Source organism: Pseudomonas orientalis, assembly GCF_001439815.1.
GTDB classification, from domain to species: domain Bacteria; phylum Pseudomonadota; class Gammaproteobacteria; order Pseudomonadales; family Pseudomonadaceae; genus Aquipseudomonas; species Aquipseudomonas orientalis.
In genome coordinates this window covers 37,219-56,136 of the sequence record NZ_JYLM01000013.1, presented here as the reverse complement: position 1 = coordinate 56,136, position 18,918 = coordinate 37,219, and the positions used below count along the sequence as shown (strand labels likewise).

The 18,918-nt window shown below is 50.1% G+C and carries 17 protein-coding genes; all 17 read right to left on the bottom strand.

Features of this window, described 5'->3' with window-relative positions; all coding sequences use genetic code 11:
• Positions 1-5: 5 nt before the first annotated feature.
• Positions 6-1,457, bottom strand: coding sequence for an Asp-tRNA(Asn)/Glu-tRNA(Gln) amidotransferase subunit GatA (gene gatA / locus TU82_RS24600; RefSeq protein WP_057725833.1), 1,452 nt, complete (start codon positions 1,455-1,457; stop codon positions 6-8).
• A gap of 16 nt (positions 1,458-1,473) precedes the next feature.
• Entirely contained in the window at positions 1,474-1,761 is a 288-nt protein-coding gene (gene gatC / locus TU82_RS24595; protein WP_057725832.1) for an Asp-tRNA(Asn)/Glu-tRNA(Gln) amidotransferase subunit GatC, read from the bottom strand.
• Positions 1,762-2,326: 565 nt separating this feature from the next.
• Entirely contained in the window at positions 2,327-3,076 is a 750-nt protein-coding gene (locus tag TU82_RS28385) for a metallophosphoesterase family protein (protein ID WP_082632092.1), read from the bottom strand.
• Positions 3,077-3,118: 42 nt separating this feature from the next.
• Positions 3,119-4,783 carry a CTP synthase gene (gene pyrG, locus TU82_RS24590; RefSeq protein ID WP_057725831.1) on the bottom strand — a complete coding sequence of 555 codons (1,665 nt, stop codon included), beginning with the start codon at positions 4,781-4,783 and terminating at the stop codon, positions 3,119-3,121.
• Positions 4,784-4,827: 44 nt separating this feature from the next.
• Positions 4,828-6,114 (bottom strand): diaminobutyrate--2-oxoglutarate transaminase, encoded by a 1,287-nt coding sequence (gene ectB, locus TU82_RS24585; protein WP_057725830.1) that lies wholly within the window; start codon positions 6,112-6,114, stop codon positions 4,828-4,830.
• Between the two features lie 52 nt (positions 6,115-6,166).
• On the bottom strand, positions 6,167-6,838 hold the full coding sequence (locus TU82_RS24580) for a metallophosphoesterase family protein (protein WP_057725829.1): 672 nt from the start codon (positions 6,836-6,838) through the stop codon (positions 6,167-6,169).
• Positions 6,835-8,439: an alkaline phosphatase family protein gene (locus TU82_RS24575; protein WP_072024067.1), complete on the bottom strand. Its 1,605-nt coding sequence runs from the start codon at positions 8,437-8,439 to the stop codon at positions 6,835-6,837. Before TU82_RS24575 ends, TU82_RS24580 begins: the two co-directional genes overlap by 4 nt.
• On the bottom strand, positions 8,436-9,017 hold the full coding sequence (locus tag TU82_RS24570; protein WP_057725827.1) for an AAA family ATPase: 582 nt from the start codon (positions 9,015-9,017) through the stop codon (positions 8,436-8,438). The genes TU82_RS24575 and TU82_RS24570 overlap by 4 nt, the downstream gene beginning before the upstream one ends.
• Before the next feature lie 2 nt (positions 9,018-9,019).
• Positions 9,020-10,066, bottom strand: a complete 1,047-nt coding sequence (locus TU82_RS24565) for a hypothetical protein (RefSeq protein ID WP_057725826.1) — start codon at positions 10,064-10,066, stop codon at positions 9,020-9,022.
• A 63-nt stretch (positions 10,067-10,129) separates the two neighbouring features.
• Positions 10,130-11,284: a hypothetical protein gene (locus TU82_RS24560; protein WP_057725825.1), complete on the bottom strand. Its 1,155-nt coding sequence runs from the start codon at positions 11,282-11,284 to the stop codon at positions 10,130-10,132.
• On the bottom strand, positions 11,277-12,500 hold the full coding sequence (locus tag TU82_RS24555; RefSeq protein ID WP_057725824.1) for a hypothetical protein: 1,224 nt from the start codon (positions 12,498-12,500) through the stop codon (positions 11,277-11,279). Before TU82_RS24555 ends, TU82_RS24560 begins: the two co-directional genes overlap by 8 nt.
• A 29-nt stretch (positions 12,501-12,529) precedes the next feature.
• Positions 12,530-14,401, bottom strand: coding sequence for a PEP/pyruvate-binding domain-containing protein (locus tag TU82_RS24550; protein ID WP_057725823.1), 1,872 nt, complete (start codon positions 14,399-14,401; stop codon positions 12,530-12,532).
• Between the two features lie 17 nt (positions 14,402-14,418).
• Complete coding sequence (locus TU82_RS24545) at positions 14,419-14,964, bottom strand: dCTP deaminase (protein ID WP_057725822.1); 546 nt, start codon at positions 14,962-14,964, stop codon at positions 14,419-14,421.
• Positions 14,961-15,479, bottom strand: a complete 519-nt coding sequence (locus TU82_RS28380) for a dCTP deaminase (RefSeq protein ID WP_072024068.1) — start codon at positions 15,477-15,479, stop codon at positions 14,961-14,963. The genes TU82_RS24545 and TU82_RS28380 overlap by 4 nt, the downstream gene beginning before the upstream one ends.
• Positions 15,480-15,659: 180 nt before the next feature.
• Positions 15,660-16,583 (bottom strand): EamA family transporter, encoded by a 924-nt coding sequence (locus tag TU82_RS24540; RefSeq protein ID WP_057725821.1) that lies wholly within the window; start codon positions 16,581-16,583, stop codon positions 15,660-15,662.
• 64 nt (positions 16,584-16,647) lie between these two features.
• Positions 16,648-17,388 carry a TSUP family transporter gene (locus TU82_RS24535; RefSeq protein WP_057725820.1) on the bottom strand — a complete coding sequence of 247 codons (741 nt, stop codon included), beginning with the start codon at positions 17,386-17,388 and terminating at the stop codon, positions 16,648-16,650.
• 50 nt (positions 17,389-17,438) lie between these two features.
• The gene (locus TU82_RS24530; RefSeq protein WP_072024069.1) at positions 17,439-18,710 is read right to left on the bottom strand and encodes an ATP-grasp domain-containing protein; all 1,272 of its coding nucleotides are present in this window, start codon (positions 18,708-18,710) and stop codon (positions 17,439-17,441) included.
• Between the last annotated feature and the right edge of the window lie 208 nt (positions 18,711-18,918).

Genomic DNA, 18,918 nt, shown 5'->3' with positions numbered 1-18,918 from the left:
CAGTTTCAAAACCCTTGCGGGATGCGGACGTGCCAATCAGTGTGTGATTGATACTGGTGGGCAACGTTCAACAGGCGGCCTTCCTGGAAATATGGAGCGAGCAGTTGCACACCAACCGGCAGACCCTCGACAAAACCGGCCGGCATCGACAGGCCCGGCAGGCCCGCTAGGTTGGCGGTGATTGTGTAGACGTCTTCCAGATAGGCAGCGACCGGATCGTTGTTCTTGGCGCCGAATTTCCAGGCCGGGTTTGGCGTGGTCGGGCCGAGGATGATGTCGACTTCATTAAAGGCCGTCATAAAGTCGTTCTTCACCAGGCGACGGATCTTCTGCGCTTTCAGGTAGTACGCGTCGTAGTAACCGGCGGACAGCGCGTAAGCACCGACCATGATCCGGCGCTGCACTTCGGCACCGAAGCCTTCGCCACGGGAGCGCTTGTACAGGTCTTCGAGGTTATTCGGGTCTTCGCAGCGATGGCCGAAACGCACGCCGTCGAAACGCGACAGGTTGGAGGAGGCCTCTGCCGGGGCGATCACGTAGTAAGCCGGAATCGCGTGCAGTATGTTCGGCAGGCTGATTTCCTTGACCACTGCACCGAGCTTCTGCAGCTCTTTAATACTGTTCTGGATAAGATCGGCAATGCGTGGATCGAGACCGGCGCCGAAGTACTCCTTCGGCACCCCGATGCGCAGGCCTTGCAACGAAGCATTCAGACTGGCGGTGTAGTCCGGCACCGGCTCATCGATGCTGGTGGAGTCGTTCGGATCGAATCCAGCCATACCCTGCAACAAAATCGCACAATCTTCGGCGGTTCGGGCAACTGCACCCGCCTGATCAAGGCTGGAAGCGTAAGCAATGATGCCCCAGCGAGATACGCGACCGTAGGTTGGTTTCAGGCCTGTGACGTTGGTGAACGCAGCCGGCTGACGGATTGAGCCGCCGGTGTCGGTAGCCGTCGCGGCTGGCAACAGACGAGCGGCCACCGCGGCGGCCGAACCACCAGACGAGCCACCCGGCACGTATTCCAGGTTCCACGGGTTTTTCACCGCGCCGTACCAGCTCGAATCACTGGCCGAACCCATTGCGAATTCGTCCATGTTAGTCTTGCCGAGCGTCACGGTGCCAGCGGCAGCCAGTTTGGCGACCACGGTGGCGTCATACGGGGCCTTAAAGTTGTCGAGCATCTTCGACGCGCTGCTGGTGCGGATGCCCCGCGTGCAGAACAGGTCCTTGTGAGCGATCGGCGCCCCGAGCAGGACACCGTTCTCACCGTTGGCCCGGCGCGCGTCGGCGGCTTTCGCCTGCTTGAGGGCCAGCTCTTCGGTGATGCTGATGAAGCTGTTGATCTGCGGGTCGAGCTGGGTAATGCGCGCCAGCAGGACCTTGGTCAGTTCTTCGGAAGAAAACTTTTTATGGGCGAAACCGCGAGCAATCTCGGCCAGAGTCATTTGATGCATTGCAGGCTATTTCCCTTTAGTCAATGACTTTCGGAACCAGGTAGAGGCCGTTTTCGACCGCTGGTGCGATGGACTGATAAGCATCGCGGTTATTGCTTTCGGTCACAACGTCAGCGCGCGTGCGCTGACTGGCCTCCAGAGGGTGGGCCAGCGGCTCGATACCGTCGGTATTGACCGCCTGCATTTCGTTAACCAGCCCGAGAATGCTGTTCAGGGCTGAGGTGATGTGTGGAAGATCAACGTCACTGAGGCCAAGGCTGGCCAGATGAGCGATTTTTTCCACGTCGGAGCGATCAAGTGCCATGGATTTTTTCCAATGGAAAGCGAATGGAATGAGCTGTATGTCAGATTGCGGACAGCTGAACCGCTGGAAATGCTCGCAAGACCGCATCTTCGAAGGCCGACCTCGGAAACACAGAAAATTTAGCACATTGGCCCCTTGCCCAAATTTCTGTCTTTGAAGGTGCTCGCCCTTCAGCAGCAGGCTCTCTGGCAGTCGGAATTTCTCGTTCCGGTTTTAGAAGGCTAAACATCCTGATCAGCTTTTCACAATGCTTCTCTACCCAACGATTGCCATCTTAAGAGGGGCGTCAGGTACTGCCAACCTTGAACAACTCACTGTCGCCACAGTGTGAGTATTGATCGTCAAAGCGAAAGCACTCGCCGCTTTGAAACTGCTCCAACGGCCCCCCGGAGCCTGTACTGTATCAATCTCCAGCCAGGATGATCCGGGATGAAATGGCCTGACAAACAATCGCCAATCCGGATGATCGCGCTCAATCTTGTACTCTCGAATACCGCCTTCACGAATCATTGTTCTGAGTTCGTCCTCACTTATCCATATCGCCATCCTACACCTCCCTATTGGCTCAGCAAGATGCACTTTTCGTCACCTGGCCCGTCTGTAGCCACAGAGCCCAATCATCCCGTCCATTGCTACGCGCAGTAGCTACCGCTGCCTCGACGTGATATTCGACCAAACGATGCTGTGCAACCCAGCCTGAGTTTCTTTTTTCGAGAAGACAATAACGAGCATGCGGGCTTCCGGTCTGAACGTTGTAATCATAGGGGGGGCCCTCTGTGTAGGCCTGCAGACCGACACTGCCGGGATTCACTACCAAACTGTTGCCCAACGCTAGGATCCTGGGGATATGGGAGTGCCCACACAGATAAAGGTTGTAGCGCTTTCCGTGAAGGTGCCTATCAACATACGCGCAGTCTGCGCGAACCAAGGCTCCTCCATTCCAATGTTCGAGCAGACAGGTTGTATCGCTCTGCGGCGTACCATGAAACATCAATACGTCCTGAACAGGTGAGACAATCGACGGCAGGCTTTTAAGCCAGCTATGGTGCCGATCTGTGGTGTGCAGAAACGCAAAATAATCGGAGTGCCCGCCCGGCGTCTCAGCGCAGTCAAGCAATTGCCTTTCGTGATTTCCCTTTATATGAACGCCATCCATCGCCATGAGAATATCGGCTGTTTGTGCCGGTTCCAAGGGTCCTGAAAGTATATCGCCCAAGTTAAGTATCAGATCCACACCCTGCCGACGTATGTCGTTAAGCACTGCTTCCAGCGCCCAAACGTTACCGTGAATATCAGATATTGCAGCAATTTTCATAGCGCCCCCCAACCGTATAAACGAAGCGATCGCTGCCTCCCTTCATGCTACAACCGCGCACTGCTCGACCTTAGTAAACCGCTGGTGGACTAATGCAGCCTCAATGAAGGACCTGAACAAAGGATTGGGAGTCGAGGGTGTCGAGCTGAACTCCGGGTGGAACTGAACGCCAATGAACCACGGATGATCAATTAATTCCACGGCTTCACAAAAGCGTTTGTCATCAGCAGAATGTGCCGATATACGCAGGCCTGCCTTGACCAGGTCAGGCAAATATGACGGCGTCACCTCATACCGATGGCGATGCCGCTCTAACGCTTCACTGCGACCGTAAATCTCACTTAACAAACTTGAAGCCTCGATGGTGAATTTATGCGCCCCTAATCGCATGACACCGTTCGTATCAACATCCGGCGTCAATACCGAATTAGAATCAGCTCGAGCTCGACTAATCAGGGATACAACGGGGAAACACGTATCCGCACATAACTCGGTGGACGAGGCTCCCTTCCAGCCCGCTACGTTCCTGGCAAACTCAGTGACCGCAAGTTGCATACCGAAACAAATGCCAAAAAACGGTTTACGGCGGGTTCGCGCATACTCAATAGCGCGGAGTTTACCCTCAACCCCCCTTGGCCCAAAGCCGCCGGGCACCAGTATTGCGTCCATCCCGTCGAGGACATGGAGGTTGTCTTCGTTGAGCTGCTCGGAGTCGATAGGATAGACATTGACTTTAGCGCGGATATGAATACCCGCATGAATCAGCGCTTCGTTAACGGACTTATAGGCATCGGTGAGGCTAACGTACTTGCCAACCATGGCGATATTGACTTCATGTGTAAAGTTTTCTTTTTTATAAATCAGAGTCTCCCACTTGGAAAGGTCTGAGTGCATGGTGGTCAGGCCAAGCTTTTTACAAACCAACTCATCGAGGCCTTGCCGATTAAGGAGACCAGGTACTTTGTATATGGAGTCGACATCAGTACATGAAATAACTGCTTCGCTTTCGACGTTACAAAAGAGTGCAAGCTTTCGCCGTTCCACTTCCTGGAGCGGATGGGACATCCGACAGATCAGAACGTCTGGTTGAATGCCGATTTGTCGGGCTTCTTTCACGCTGTGTTGAGTCGGTTTGGTCTTGATCTCACCCGCGGCCTCAAGGTAAGGCACATAAGAAAGATGCACAAAACACGTGTCCATACGTCCGCGATCCAGGCGTATTTGCCGAATAGCCTCCAAGAAAGGCTGCGACTCGATATCTCCGACAGTGCCGCCGACCTCGACCAGCGTCACCTCCGCATCGCCAGCGCCAGCATATATCCAACTTTTAATCTCATCGGTGATATGCGGGATGACCTGAACGGTCATCCCCAGATAATCTCCACGCCGCTCCTTGGCAAGCACCGAATTATAAATCTGCCCGGTCGTGAAGTTATTTCGTTTACCCATGCGGGCAGTAATGAATCTCTCATAATGGCCCAGGTCCAGATCGGTTTCTGCGCCGTCTTCAGTAACAAAGACTTCCCCATGCTGCAAAGGGCTCATCATTCCCGGATCGATATTGATATACGGATCCAGCTTCACCAGCGTCACGCGGATGCCACGTGACTCCAGAAGCGCCGCTAACGAAGCCGCGGCGACGCCTTTACCGATCGACGAAACAACCCCACCCGTAATAAATACAAATTTCCGACTTGAACTATCCATACATCACCTCGGCATGCAATTTGGGTATCAACGTCTGAGTCGACTCATGAAACAGTCGCTGATATCTCTCGCACGGAAGATTGATGCTGAACATTCTTCAAGGCGGCCTCCAGAATAGCCAGCCCCTGCCTCAGAGCCTCTTCTTTAATGGTGATACACGGTAACAACTTGACGACTTCGTCTCGAGGTCCACAGGTTTCGACAATCAAACCATTACGAAGGGCTTCAGCCTGAACGAGAGCTGCAGTTTCAGGATTGTCAAAACGCAATCCCCGCAGTAATCCACGCCCTGCCAGTTCGAATGAAAATGTTTTAGGCAATGCCACGCGAATCTCTATCAGGAGTTCATCAAGCAGATTGACTCTAGTCGTCAACCCCTTCACAAAGTCGGCACTTTTCCAGTAAGTTTCAATCACTGCCCTAGCCGCTACGAAAGCAAGGTTATTACCTCTAAAAGTACCGTTGTGCTGCCCTGGCTTCCAGATATCCAACTCCGGTTTCATCAGCACAACAGCGATGGGCAGTCCGATACCGCCCAGTGATTTAGAAAGGGTCACAATGTCTGGCACAATCCCGGCCTCTTCAAAACTGAAGAATCGACCACTTCGGCCACAACCCGTCTGGATTTCATCTGCGATCAAAAGGATCCCGCGCTCATACGCAATACGGCTCAAGCGCTGCATCCATTGGATGCTGGCGGTATTCAGTCCTCCTTCCGCCTGAATTGACTCAAAAATGATTGCAGCGGGCAAATCCACGCCACTGCTAGGGTCATCCAGCATTTTCTCAAGCAATCCCAGCGTGTCGACCCCAGGCATATAACCTTCGAAAGGCAGTCGCGTCACTCCGCCCAGAGAGATGCCCGCTGCATCACGCTTTTCACGATTACCGGTCAGCGACAATGCCCCCAGGGACAGGCCGTGATAAGCATTGGTGAACGCAATGACGTTGCTCCGCTCGGTTTTCATGCGGGCTATCTTGAGAGCAGCCTCTACGGCATTAGCACCGGTCGGCCCGGTAAACTGTATCCGATAGTCAAGGTTCCTGGGCTTCAGGATGACATCATTGAACGACTTCAGAAAATCTCGTTTTGCAGTGGAGTACATATCGAGGGTAGATACGATACCGTTCGATTTCAGGTAATCGACAACAGCCGAAACTGCACACTCTGGATTATGACCATAGTTGAGAGAGCCTGCGGCGGAAAAAAAATCTATGTAATGTCTGCCGTGTTCATCCACAACGTGATGGAACTGCGCAGAATGCAGAACCATCGGAAACGAACGGCAGTAGCTACGAACATTTGACTCAAGCATTTCAAAAATTTCCATGCACTCAACTCCTGAATTAACTTAATGACTCCGAAGTATCGGAGCACTGTATTTAACGCTGAAGAAATCGATCGTGAACAACGGAGATCCCGGATGGGGTTTCATTTAATAGTGCGTAATCAATAATGCCGTCATAATCGGCACCGTGACGACCAATGGCTCCTACACAGACATGTAGAACGTCATTCACTCGGTGTGAAAATGGCCGATGCAAATGTCCCGTTATGACAACATCCGCCGACACCTGAGCCATACGCTGCCCCCATTCCTCGGCTGTACAAGTAAGAGTGAGACCCTTTTCGATATCGCTGGGAGAAGCATGCGTCACGAAGCAAGATGATCGTCCATATTCAAATGACAAAGTTCTTGGCATGCCTTGAATGAACGCGATCTCGGAATTACTTAAGCTCGACCGAAATGCCAGCATGGTCGCCCTTTCTCGAAGGTTCTCCTCATCCGTGGGCTCCCACGCATCGAGCCAGCCAGAAAAGAGATAGTCCTCGGTATTACCTTTAATAAAACCGGTGGCCGGCAGACTCATCACCAGCTCAAGTACGGCTCGTGGGTCCCGCTCCTCCATCCCGGTCCAGAACAGGTCGCCCAAAAAAAGGGGGGGACACTGTATGCCGTTGCACTTGATCCGCTCCAGAGCCTGCAGCAAGCCATCAACATTCCCATGGACATCGCTGAGCAACGGGATTGCATTCTCAGAGAGCCATTTCATGCGCACCCTCCAATCAGGCTGCGCCTGGCTGTCACGCCTAATTCCCAAGTCTCAAAAACCGAGCACTGCTGCAGCAACCCTCCACGCATATCACCAATAAAACCGAAAAGTGCTGCGTCGGCTCCGTATACACAGTGATCCCCTGTTTTGCGACTGGGCACAATCGGCACATCTTTGATGTCAGCCTTGGCTTGGGTCAGAACCGGTGATTGAAGATAATTCCGGCTGTCCCAATGCATCTTGTTCGTCGTTACTCCAAAACTAATGAACTCGACAGGTGTACCCAGTACGCCAACAAATAATTCTTTCACTTGTGTCAATAGGTCGTTTGCATCCATACGTTGTTCATCAAGCCACTGCTGATTAAGCACAAACAGTCCATTTTCAGCAGGGTGGTAAAAACACCGTGAGCGCTGTACGTCAATTGAGCCATTATGAGTAAGGTTCAACCAACCTTTTTGGGCAAGTACGGTGTTTGGGTAAAAGACTCGATGTATGGCCGCCATACCATGATCAGCGCTGACCAAAACTTCTATATCAGGCGCCGCATATTTCAAAATACTAGCAATGAAAGAATCAACCTCTTCCAACACTTCGAGAATCAGCGGCTCCACGAGTTTACGAGCATGCGCCGTAGCATAAGTTGAACCTGGGTCGATGAAACCCAGTAGCTCGTGGAGTACAAGGTCGACCGTCGGAAGATAACCCATGACCAAATCCGCGTCGTTGGCCTGGACGCTGTGGAGCAGCTCCGCCTGGAAGCGTCGGGCCAAGCTCCTGACGGCAAAAACCAAGTTCTTCTCAGCAGTTCCGTCCCCTCCATCATGCAGTGTCTCGCCCAGTCCGGACTCTCTATATAGACGCGAATAAGTCGCACCCTGAAAAGGCAGATTTCGGCAAAATGCGTGTAGTTCACGAACAGATTCCGCATCGCCAAATACAGTCGGCCGCCACATTCCGTGTTCCAATAACAACGCCGATCCGTCGGCAAAAACCAGGGACACCTCGGCACTGAGATTTTCTCCCAGATCCAGCAGCTCAGTCGTATAGGGGGCAAGGTGGATTTCGCGTTGATTCATATCATCAGAAAGAACGACATTTCCATCGCGCAGCCTGGCAGTCCAGGTAGCACCAACCCGTTCATACAACCGCGCAGTAAAGCTCGCCTCAAGCGAATGGACAGTGGGCCCTGACAGCGGTTTTCCAAAGCCTTGGGTAACCGTGACAGCGGCATTTGCGATATCCCGTTCTTTAGCGAACGGGATGTGGCAGAGCCTTATACGACCGCCGTTTCTCGCAACCGCCCCCCAAATGTATTCGGGACGACCAGCAGGATCCATGGAAAATGCATCATCAAAGGAAAGTGGATCCTCACTGTCTATTCGAGGTAAAAAATACCCGGTGACGCCTGTCATCTCTGGAGCCAAACCGCTATAAAGCGAATGCAATGAAGGTGGCGTCTGGCAATTGGGTCGACAAGGCTTTAGGCGTGCGACATTGCCGTTTGCAATCACCTTACCCAATGTTGGCAGCAGCGTGGCAAATCGCTCAACAAGCTCGAAGGGCAAACCGTCGACGAGTAACCAGATAAGCCGCTTCATGACAGGCACTCATAAGCGGACAAGTAGGTATCAAAGAGTTCATCAACAGTCTCGATCAACTCTTCGAGCGACTCCGAACTATTGTCAATGGTGAAGTTGACCGGGATGCGCTTGATAATGGCATCCAACTTGCTAGTTGCGCTCACCTCGAGATCACCGCGGCCTTGCAGCCGTGTATGTCGGATTATTTCCGACGCTTCGACATACAGCACACTGAACCCCAGCTCCTGAAGTACCGGCCAGTCAATATCTAAATCACGAAGGTCATCATTGATGACAATGTCGGCTTCAGTGGCTAGGTATCGTTCTTTGAAATGATTGGCAAGTGACCACTTATCAATAGATCTCAGATGGTCTGCAATCGATTCAAGCAGACGGTGATTCTGTTGATATCTCCCGATAGATATTCTGGCGGTGTCATAGAACTTGGCTTGAATATCGTACAACGGCTCTGCCAATTTGATGACAGCACAGCTTAACCCGCGTTCCTGAGCACGCTCACTGATCAGCCGGGCTACCGTCGATTTCCCTGACCCTGCTGGAGCGATAATGCACAATTTGATTTTGGGTTCAGGCATGATCAGCTCACCGTTTCAATGTGCAGTGGAGCTCCGCCTTCACAGACCAGCCAAGGGAGTTCGCACAAGGGTTTGAGTATTTCAATATCCAGAGTGGGAGAAACCTGAGCCGGGTTGCTGAACAAGCCGTGCCAGTGTCCTGGTGTGAATTCAAATGGGTATTCGACAAACTGAGACAGATATTCGACATTGACCTCAGACTCTGCCATCTGTCTAAACAACTTCCTCTCAGACGATATATTGGGAAAAACTATTCCCTGTAACGTATCGACCGTCCCCGTACTCGCATGCGGAATCACTTCACGATAAATATCAGGGTCCACCAGCTCCTTGTCATGGTCAGCACGGGCTGTTCCCGAGGTTGTCAGGGTGTTGACGCCGAGCTGCTGAGCCAATCCTTGATATTGGCTCAATGTACCCATGCCGATATGAGGATAGTCTGGCCAGCCGCGAACCCATAGCTGCCCATCTCTCAAACGGACCAATACTTTGTCGCCAGAAAAAAGTTTATAGGCTGAACCTAATACGGCGCTAAGCATCGTGGTGGTTTTGCCGGCATGTTTTTCACCGAGGATAAGAAAGGCTCCCTGCTCGTTGGTAACTGCGCTGGCATGCAAAAGCACCGTGCCGTTCGACTCCTCCACCAAAAGCGTCCCATATCGAATAAACTCGATTAGATGAACGAAAGAGTTATCGCTTACATACGCCTTAACCAAACGCTCTTTTCGATCTACGACAAATGCGGTGTTCGTGGAGACGTCCAGTAACGCCACCGTCTCATCTTTAATTTCTCCATACAGACCAGATAGATCAAAAGAGCTTTTAGTACTACGGCGGACGATCAAAGGTTCGCGACAGCAAACAATAACCTCAGACGGCAACTCATCATAGGACAGAAACTGCATACTGAAAGACGGTTTATCTTCCTTGACGACGGAAAAGTAGGGATGAAGAAAACGCAAGAGTTTTGAAACAAGCTTCGTCGTATCGGTGGTTTGACGAATCGCGAATGTGACAACGCCATTAGAGAGAACAATATCTCTGGACATAAGAATACCTTAGGCGATAAAGAACTTTTGCCGTGAGAATCCACAGCAAAAGTAACGAATAATTTATGCTAAAGCCGGTTGCTCGGCCACGTACTCACGAAGGAATGTCAGCTTCGAATAGTTTGTTCGCTGATACTTCAAGCCCAGCTCGTCCATAAACTTCTCGACTTCCTGGGTAATACGCTCGAAATCGCGGTAGATAAGGGACTCATCCGGAGTACCCCGAGTTTTCAGGTATTCGATCTCGCACTGCTGCAAACGACCCTTATGCACTGCATTTTCATCGGCGCCGTGAACACGGCAGTCTTCAAAATTGACCATAAATAGATTGCCTGTTTCGGTAATTTCACAAGCGAGGTCCAGCCGGGTACGCCGCCAATCGGGCAAACGTTTGAGCGGATAATCGAAATACTCGGAAAGCGCGTTGACGGGATCACCTTGCAACCATTGATTTTCGTAGTTTCGCTCCCATCGTTCTAATGCATCTTCGTTGAAAACTTTTTTCTTGAACGTGAACAATGGATCGTCCCAGCTGCTCTTCCTTTTGCAATATTGCATCACCGATACATACCCATTGTCACCTTTGGTGTTCTCGGTAATTTCGCAAAAATGGTTGTCGTAACTCCAATATTGAATCTCATCACCCAACTGCGGCACTACACCTGGGATTTGACGCCCGTCGACGCGCTCCCACCAAGCTTTACAGACAGAGAAATATGGAAAATTCCCTTCAATATGAAATTTTTGCTCCAGTTCGGTATCCGGCAGGCCCTTGATATAGAAGCACTCCCAGTTATTAAGCTGGAGATGGTCTTTATCGAAGGACGAAGCTAAGGTTTTCCACAAGGTGCGTTCCGGCACGGATACTGGAGAGCCTATGCGAATCAGGTGTACTATCCAAGGATCTATCCGAGTCAGTCGATGATGAATTCTATAATGCTTATCTGAAGAGAGCTCTACGACCGCCAGCGGAATTTCATCACCGAACAGATTACTCGTCTTCACAGGTTGGGATCCGACAGACTCGGCTCCATCCGCCGAGATCTCGATGCAGTAATTCGTGTCGATCTGGGCGGCAAGGTCCTCCAGCAAGGTATGGGACGATGCGTCGAGATCAGCCGGTAAGCGATAGAGACGAAGCAAACGCTCACTGTCATCTAACGTAGGCTGAGCAAACCTGAGTTTCCAATTGCCATAGGCCACGAAATAGTTAGACATGGGCAACCTCCTTATCCTTGCTGATTGATTTATCCAGACTTCTGACAAAGTCCAATTTCGAATAAAGGTCCTGTACATAGTTAACACCCTGCTCGGTCAAAAACCGTTCAGCATAAGCACAGGCCACTTCATACTCTTCAAAAATATTCTGCAGCGGTCCCCATGTACGCGACCGACAATATTCAACCTCGCACTGGCTGAAAGCCAACGTTTCAGGGGCATCCACAGAGCGGCAGATATCAAAGAAGATACCGTATACATTACCGGTTTCCAGCGACTCAAAATTGACATCGAAACGTGTGCGACGGTAGGCAGGTAGTCGTTTCACTTTTCCACCGCACAGTTGATTCGCATACTCTTCTTCGTCTTGAGAAGTAATGGTTTCATTGAAACGCAGTGTTTCTTTACGGACCTCTGCGTTTTCCTTGAACCACTTCTGCTTCACGCAGACTTTTCCGTTGGACTGGGGTATGAACGCGATATAACCGGCTTGGTCTTCAGGCTCGAGTACTTCAAAAATTTTGGCCTCGTAGTCGTAAACCTGGAAATCAAGGTTAAACTCGGGAACAAATCCCGGCAAATCGCCGCTAATAACTTTCTCATAGAGCTTGTTAATCAGCTTCCAGGTATCTGGGATACCGTCAAATGTGAATTTTCGCTCGACTTCCAGATCCGGACGCCACCGGCCGTAGTTGCAGGAGTCGTTAGAACTACGGCGCGCAATTTTTAGAGCTTCATGGCCATTTTTAATGGCTTGAACAATGACCTCTGGGGTCGGAGTTGTGCAGTATTCAGAATGGTAATTGACATACACGACGCCCCACGGCCCCATGTCAGCAAATTGATAGACATTGATGGTTCCCGCCTCTGCAATTGCCACCACTAATGGAAACAAATCTGGCAGCTGTTTCGCACTGGCGACAGGCAGGTGCTGCAGCAATGTATCTCGAGCGCTATCGGCTAGAGCTCGTTGTTGTTTCGAGAAGAACGCAAAGTCATAGTTAAACGATTTGAATGACGTATCGTTCCATTCGGTTTTGATTCCCGGTAAAGAAACTTTTTCTGCCTTGAATTTTCCAGTCTCTAAAAAGACGGTGTTACGGCCGTAATGAATTGGCTGCGCAGGCCCACTGACAATTAGAACAGGAGAAGCTTGAAGAGCATTTGGATTGTTGTGCTCTTCCGGTTGCATCATCGCTAAAAAAAGAGTGCTCATGGTTATTTACCTTGTTTCGTTTGGGGGGATCAAGGCCGTGCATCGAGCGTGTAAGAAACGCCGTCATACAGGCTTTCGAATATGGATTCCGATGCCACAGCAGGTACGCCTCTCTCCCTGAGCAAGATCGCCAAATGACAGAGAACCGCTGCACCGGAAAACACGAAGCCGGCCACGTGAGGGATAAGTGGCGCGAGAGCTGCATATGGCCGCGACACCATGACAATCGGAGGTACTTTGTGATCCTGAATACGCCGCATGATTTCATCGAAAGTTTTGCCCATCGTCTCGATATCCGGAACTCCGGTCAGACTCACGGCTGGGCCATCGCTGAGTTCAAGTAACTCTGGGCTGTCTTCAATCAAACAGATCGGACCGGTTACATGACCTACAGATACAACCAGGTCGCCTGACTGATTGCTCATGATTACGCCAGCATCACTGAGCGAGGACATATCAATCAGAAACAATCGATCACCCGAAAGTACCCATTCCAACTGGACCGGTCCGAATGTCTGTTGCGCAACGTGTGTAGCTGAAATGAGAGATGCAAGTGCCGAAGGATTGAACGGTCCTACGGGCTTTGCGTGCTCGTTAACGATTGCCACGTCGGTTTTTGCACCTCCGCGGTTAAGCGCGAGAAGGCCTTCCTTCGTGTACTCGACAAGGACGTCGTCATTCGCCACGACTCGGGTAATGACACCCACGTCACCCCGCAAATAGTCACGAATAAGCACGCAATATCGCCGGCTGGATGCCGACGAAATCCGGCGTAATTCCTCTAGTAATTTCGCCTTGGGCAAGACGATCTGACGCATATTGTCGTTGACGTCCAAGATTACTTGGTCAGCCTGAAAGTGCTCGAGAATTGATACATCGTCAGGGTTAGTAGTGAGGAATAAATTGTCGAAGTAAACGAGCTTCGCACCGCCGACAGCAACATCCCGATTCGCTGCAAACTTGAAAAGCGGTCCGCGCTTGGAACGAAAATACTCGACATAGGCAGGCAATGGACGAAGCGTCTGCATTTCTTGCTCAGACATTCCAAACAAATCATGAATGCGCAATTCACCGACGTCGTCGTCGCTGTCTCGAACGAGCGTGGTGATAGGTCTGACCTGCAGAACGTAAAGTTGATCGTCCAAGAATGCCCATTCGACATCAACTTCATAACCAAAAAGTTCACGCAGCTGATGAGTCGCTTCAAAAACCTGCCGACAGGCTAGCTCTTGGACACCCGTCAACTCACTGAGTCGTTCTTCATTGACCAGTACTGGCGTTTTCCAACCGGACACCAGAGCATCTCCAGTACCTTCCACAAACTCAAGCTGAGCTCCAGCGCCAAGCTGGGGTGACGCGGAGAAAGCAACGCCAGCGATGGTCGCGGGAATGAGCGGTTGCACCATCACATTCATCCTCAGCCCATCGACCAGACTCCCGGCCGATAAACGCTCCGCAACCGCAGCGTACTCGAAATAAGAAGTCCAAACCTCTAGGACGGCCTTTCCAACCGATTCAACGTTAGAAGGAACGCCCAGGAGAGTTTTATATAAGCCGGCGTAGCTGTGGTTTCCATTGTCCTCGCTAACCGCCGCAGAACGGACCGCCAAACCAGAGGACGCATTGAGTAGCAATTTGCCAACGGCTTGCGCAACGGCATCGTCAAACGCAGTCGATGGTTTCAACTGAGTGGCCAGTTTCCGCAACTCTGCCACATGATCTTGCAGAAACGCACCGGAAGTAGCCTGGATCTTGTGCAGCACACGCTCAATCGCCTCGTTGACAACGTGATAGTTCTCAATCGACATTGAAAAAAAACTCTCACCCAGCAATATCGTGGGCGGTACCGTAGTACGCTCGGAAGCGACCATCAAGTTCTGATATTTCCCTGGAAGTGGCATATCTATTCTCGCGATTCTCAATTGAACTCAGCTTCTGCTAAAACTGCCGGAATATCCCGATAGATTTGGGACTTCATAGGCCCACTTGCACCTTGGTATTTGCCGTCATAAATAAGACGTTCACCCTGAGGTTGCCAAAACATCATTTGACCAATTCGCATACCCTCATAGACTTTTACAGGATGGATTGCGAATAACTGGAGCGTCCAATTCCCGATAAACCCAATATCCCCCAGCGGTGCGGATAGATTGATAAACATTCCCAAGCGCGCCACAGAGGAACGTGCGGCGTACGTTGGAGCGTAATAATTACTTCCGATCCGCTCGCGAGTGGCTGCCAGATAAAGCCTAAAGGGTTCCAGGGTTATTTCGCCATCAACCATTTTAATGACTGATGTCTTGTTGTCGGTCTTCGTATCCAGCACTCCAGATTCGTAAACCAAAAACGTGTCCGACAGCGTAAAATTATAACTATTGGGATTAATACAGCTTTCGTCGAACGGTTCGATTACTATTCGCCCGTTATACGTTTCCCTCATAATTTCATTGCCTGTAAGAATCATCGATTTAACTCTGTAAGTTTCGAGTGGAGGACCGTGTTTGAATTTTTGTAACGCCCTGAATATGTGGTGGGTTCACCGCAGTTTTCCCAGAAGCAAATTTTGCCGATTGGCATACCTGCATAAACTCTGACGGGCTGTGCCACCAAGATTTCTAGTGTCCAGGGAATGATGGCGCCGGTGTGTCCAAGCGGAGCACTTGTCTGTATGAATATGCCCGTCAGACTAGTCGACAAACGAGCATATAATTCAGACGCATGGTTAAAACTTCCCATCCGCTCCTGCGTACAACCTAGATAGAATTTTTTAGGATAAAGAACCATCCCTTCGGGCGGTATCTTGAACGTTTCGACATGTTTTTCATCATAGGCATCTACCACGCCCTCCTTGTAGACTAGAATCGTATCGTTCAAATGAAATCGATACGAATTAGGCTCAATATATTCATCATTGAAAGGTTCAATAACAATGCGGCCTGCCGTTACTTCTTCTTTTATTTTATGGCCAGTCAAGATCACCGCAGTTTCTCCAGAAAATGGATATAAACTTCGAACGGACCAGTGCCCCTCCCTAGCAGGGCGACACCGAATTTAGCAGAAGCGAAACAAAGACAATCCAACGTCAGTGCGGCAAAGGACTCACCGCGCCCAACTATCTCTTATAATGTTCATCGACCAATACTGCTGATTGCCCCCCCCTTAAAGGGGCACAACCTTGGACGCAAGATGCTTCACATATACACCATATACAATAAACACCATTGCAGTGAGAATCGTAATTAATGAAAACCACGAGAATTGAAGCCGTGCATCGAACATCTGAATGACGATGAAAACGAGCGGAGCCAAGGCCATCGAAAATGACGCTGTCAGTGGCTCCACCAACTTCAAACCTACCTGCAGTGCATACATGGGAATCAAGTAGCCCAACACTGTAACGAATGCCAACGGTACATAATAGTTCGCGACCGTCGACGATATTGAACTACCGGTGGTCATCACCAATGAAGCCACTATGAGTATAAAGAATCTGAACGCCATAATCTGATGTGGTTGAACTCGCTCGTTGGTCAGTCCCTTTGAAATAACTGTATTCAGAGATACCGAGAGACCACAGAGTATGGACATAGCGATTCCCACATAGAGTCGTTCATGATCCATATCACTCACCGCCGAATGACCAGTGAGAATAACTGCACCACTCATGACCATAGCGATCAAAACACCGATCGACGCAATAGCCTCTTGCAACTTCATCGGACCTTTCTTCAGAACGCTTGCATTGAGCATTAATATAATCACAGGTCCTACCGAGTTTAACAAAGCCGATGCTATTGCCGGTTCAATATATTTTATTGCCCACATAAAGCCGAACCAGTTCCCCAGCGTAGTGAGATTGATAAGGAATAGATTTATCGCGATGGAGCGACTCCATACAAACTCCGAAGAGCGCATCCAAGTAAAAAAACCGAAAAGAATCGTCAGCACCAAAAATATCACGATGATAACGGAGTAGATGTCCGCCTGCTGCAGCATCCCGGATAAATAAACGCCTTGAGCCGCCGAGGCCACTATAAAGAAGAGTATTAGATAAACTCCTTTCAGCTCACTAAACTTCAGCATGCAACACCCATCCCTTATAATAAATATCGATGCAAGCCGGACGTCAGAAAGCTACTAAGCAACACTAACTATGCACGGTAGGGAAAAGCTGAAAATATTTGGCTGTCAGTACACTGGCGCAACACAGCATGAATATAGACAGCGCGACGCTATAACGCTGCTGCGAAAATTTGAAAAATACGTGCCTTCCCAGTGCCATGTAAATTACACCTCCCAGCACGGCATAACCAAGGCTTGTGATCGACCATGTGGAATAACCTTTAAAGATGGTGATCAAGACAATTTGCGTGAAGGCAAAGATTGCATAACCAAAGGCAATGAACTGACGGCAGCGTTTCTTGTCCTCCTCACAGGTGGAGGCATAGTCCGTTAGTAAGCTGCCACCTAGGTTTGTCAGCCCGTGTACTAAGCCTATGATGGCCATTGCTACGCGATTGCTTCTACGCATCAAGGCTCGCACTCTGAGACTGACCCCGCCTGACAAACGCAATGTGGCACTGATTACTAGCAGAATCGCAGCAATGAGTTCGAGCTTGATATCAAATCCGCTTTCGAGTGCGATCCAGAGACCGATTGCCAGCCCCGGCAGAGGCCAAATGGCCAAAGAAGGTTTTACGGTGTCGTTCATACCATCAGCCCATAACTGCAGAATACTCAATGTTAACGAAGCGGGTAGAAGAACCTGAAGTGCCTCTTGGAAAGAGAGCCCCATCAGCAGCAACGTGGGAGTGCCGAAAAGCAACAACCCCACGCCGAACAACGACTGCACAACCGCAAGTAGACAAACTACTAATACTACGTACATCGAGCGCCCCTTCTATGGAATCATTTATATAAAGAATAATAATATGTAACTTAATGCTCAGGCTGACAGGTGACTGGAACGTACTGCTGCAGCCGCTCAAAGTCCGATCTGAGTTCATCATGATTGTCGTTATAGAGGGTCAGAATACCGGCAGCATCAGCAATTGTATTGGCGTTCACCACAGCCCCCCGTTCCACCATCCAGCGTATATCATAACGACTGACTACGTCAGGCTCGTTTAATGAAACAATGCGTCCATGGCCTACCGGCAACAATGCCGCTACGACATTATTTGCTTGCGTGACCCTGATTTCACCCAGTCTATCAGGCAATGTATTCTGGTAAAGATAGGCATCTATCAAGTTAAAGTTCTTATTCATTATATGAAAGTAAACGCCTACCCCTCCCGGGGAGCGACATGCGATTTCCAGAAATGTAGGCTGCCCGGTAGCAGGATTTACAAAAAACTCGTGGTGCGTACAACCGTTTTGCATTCCCAACGCCTTGATGACTCGTGCGTTATAGTCCTCAAGCGTCTTTAATACGTCAGGATCGAGCGTCGGGTAACCTGTAAGAGGTCGCCCTTGCACAAAGTCGAAGTTAGTGCACCCGAGTTCAAAGGTACCGCAGAATTTTATCTGGCCGTTTTGCACAAAAGAGTCACACTGAAACATGTCACCTTCAATGAACTCATCGACCTCATACTTAAATTCATTTTCAAATAGACGAATAGCCTCCATCGCGGCGACAAAATCGCCTACGTTTTCGACTACAAAAACATTAAGGCTACCCGCCGCATCAACTGGTTTGATGACTAGTTTAGCCCCCATCTCACGTTTCAATGCCAGATAGTACTCAGCGGGATCAATAACTGCCAAGTGCAAATCAAGCACGACATGCAAGGGGATTCTGATCCCGGCAGTGCGCACCCTCTCTTTCATGAGTATCTTGTCCCGGAATCCCGATACCAGTTCGGGACGGTCTCCGGGAATACCAAGAGCTTGTCGAACGGCCGCTGCGTCCAGCACATGCCCTTCCTCTTGGCAAAACAAGCGCACCGCTTCGGGCGCTCCAGCCGTGCGCACTTCTTCTTGCACGACAGTCAGAATGTCCTCATATGGAAGTACCGGCCTGATGTTTGTACCCAATCGCCCCGTCAATGGCACTATATCGTCGAAAAAACCATCCAGCGATTTCAGTATTGGCTCGCCAGCGTTTACGAGCAAAACAAGTCGTATGCCAGAGCTTTTTACATCTTGCATGGCTTCAGCGGAAAGCCATTGCAAGTAAGTCTGAGTTACAAATATTACTGTCTTTATCATTTGGAGTGCTCCGGACCGACACAAGAATTGCCACACTACTTGATAGCAAAATTTATAGCCAAACATTCAACTTTTTTAAAATTCAGGCACACGCTCTTAGACCGGCTTGCTAATAGCAAGGTCGGCAGAAGTCGAGCCAATATATTTTGTGCACCCTTAAGAAAGGCAGTAAATAATTATGGAGGCGAGCACCCAGAGGCCAGGAACA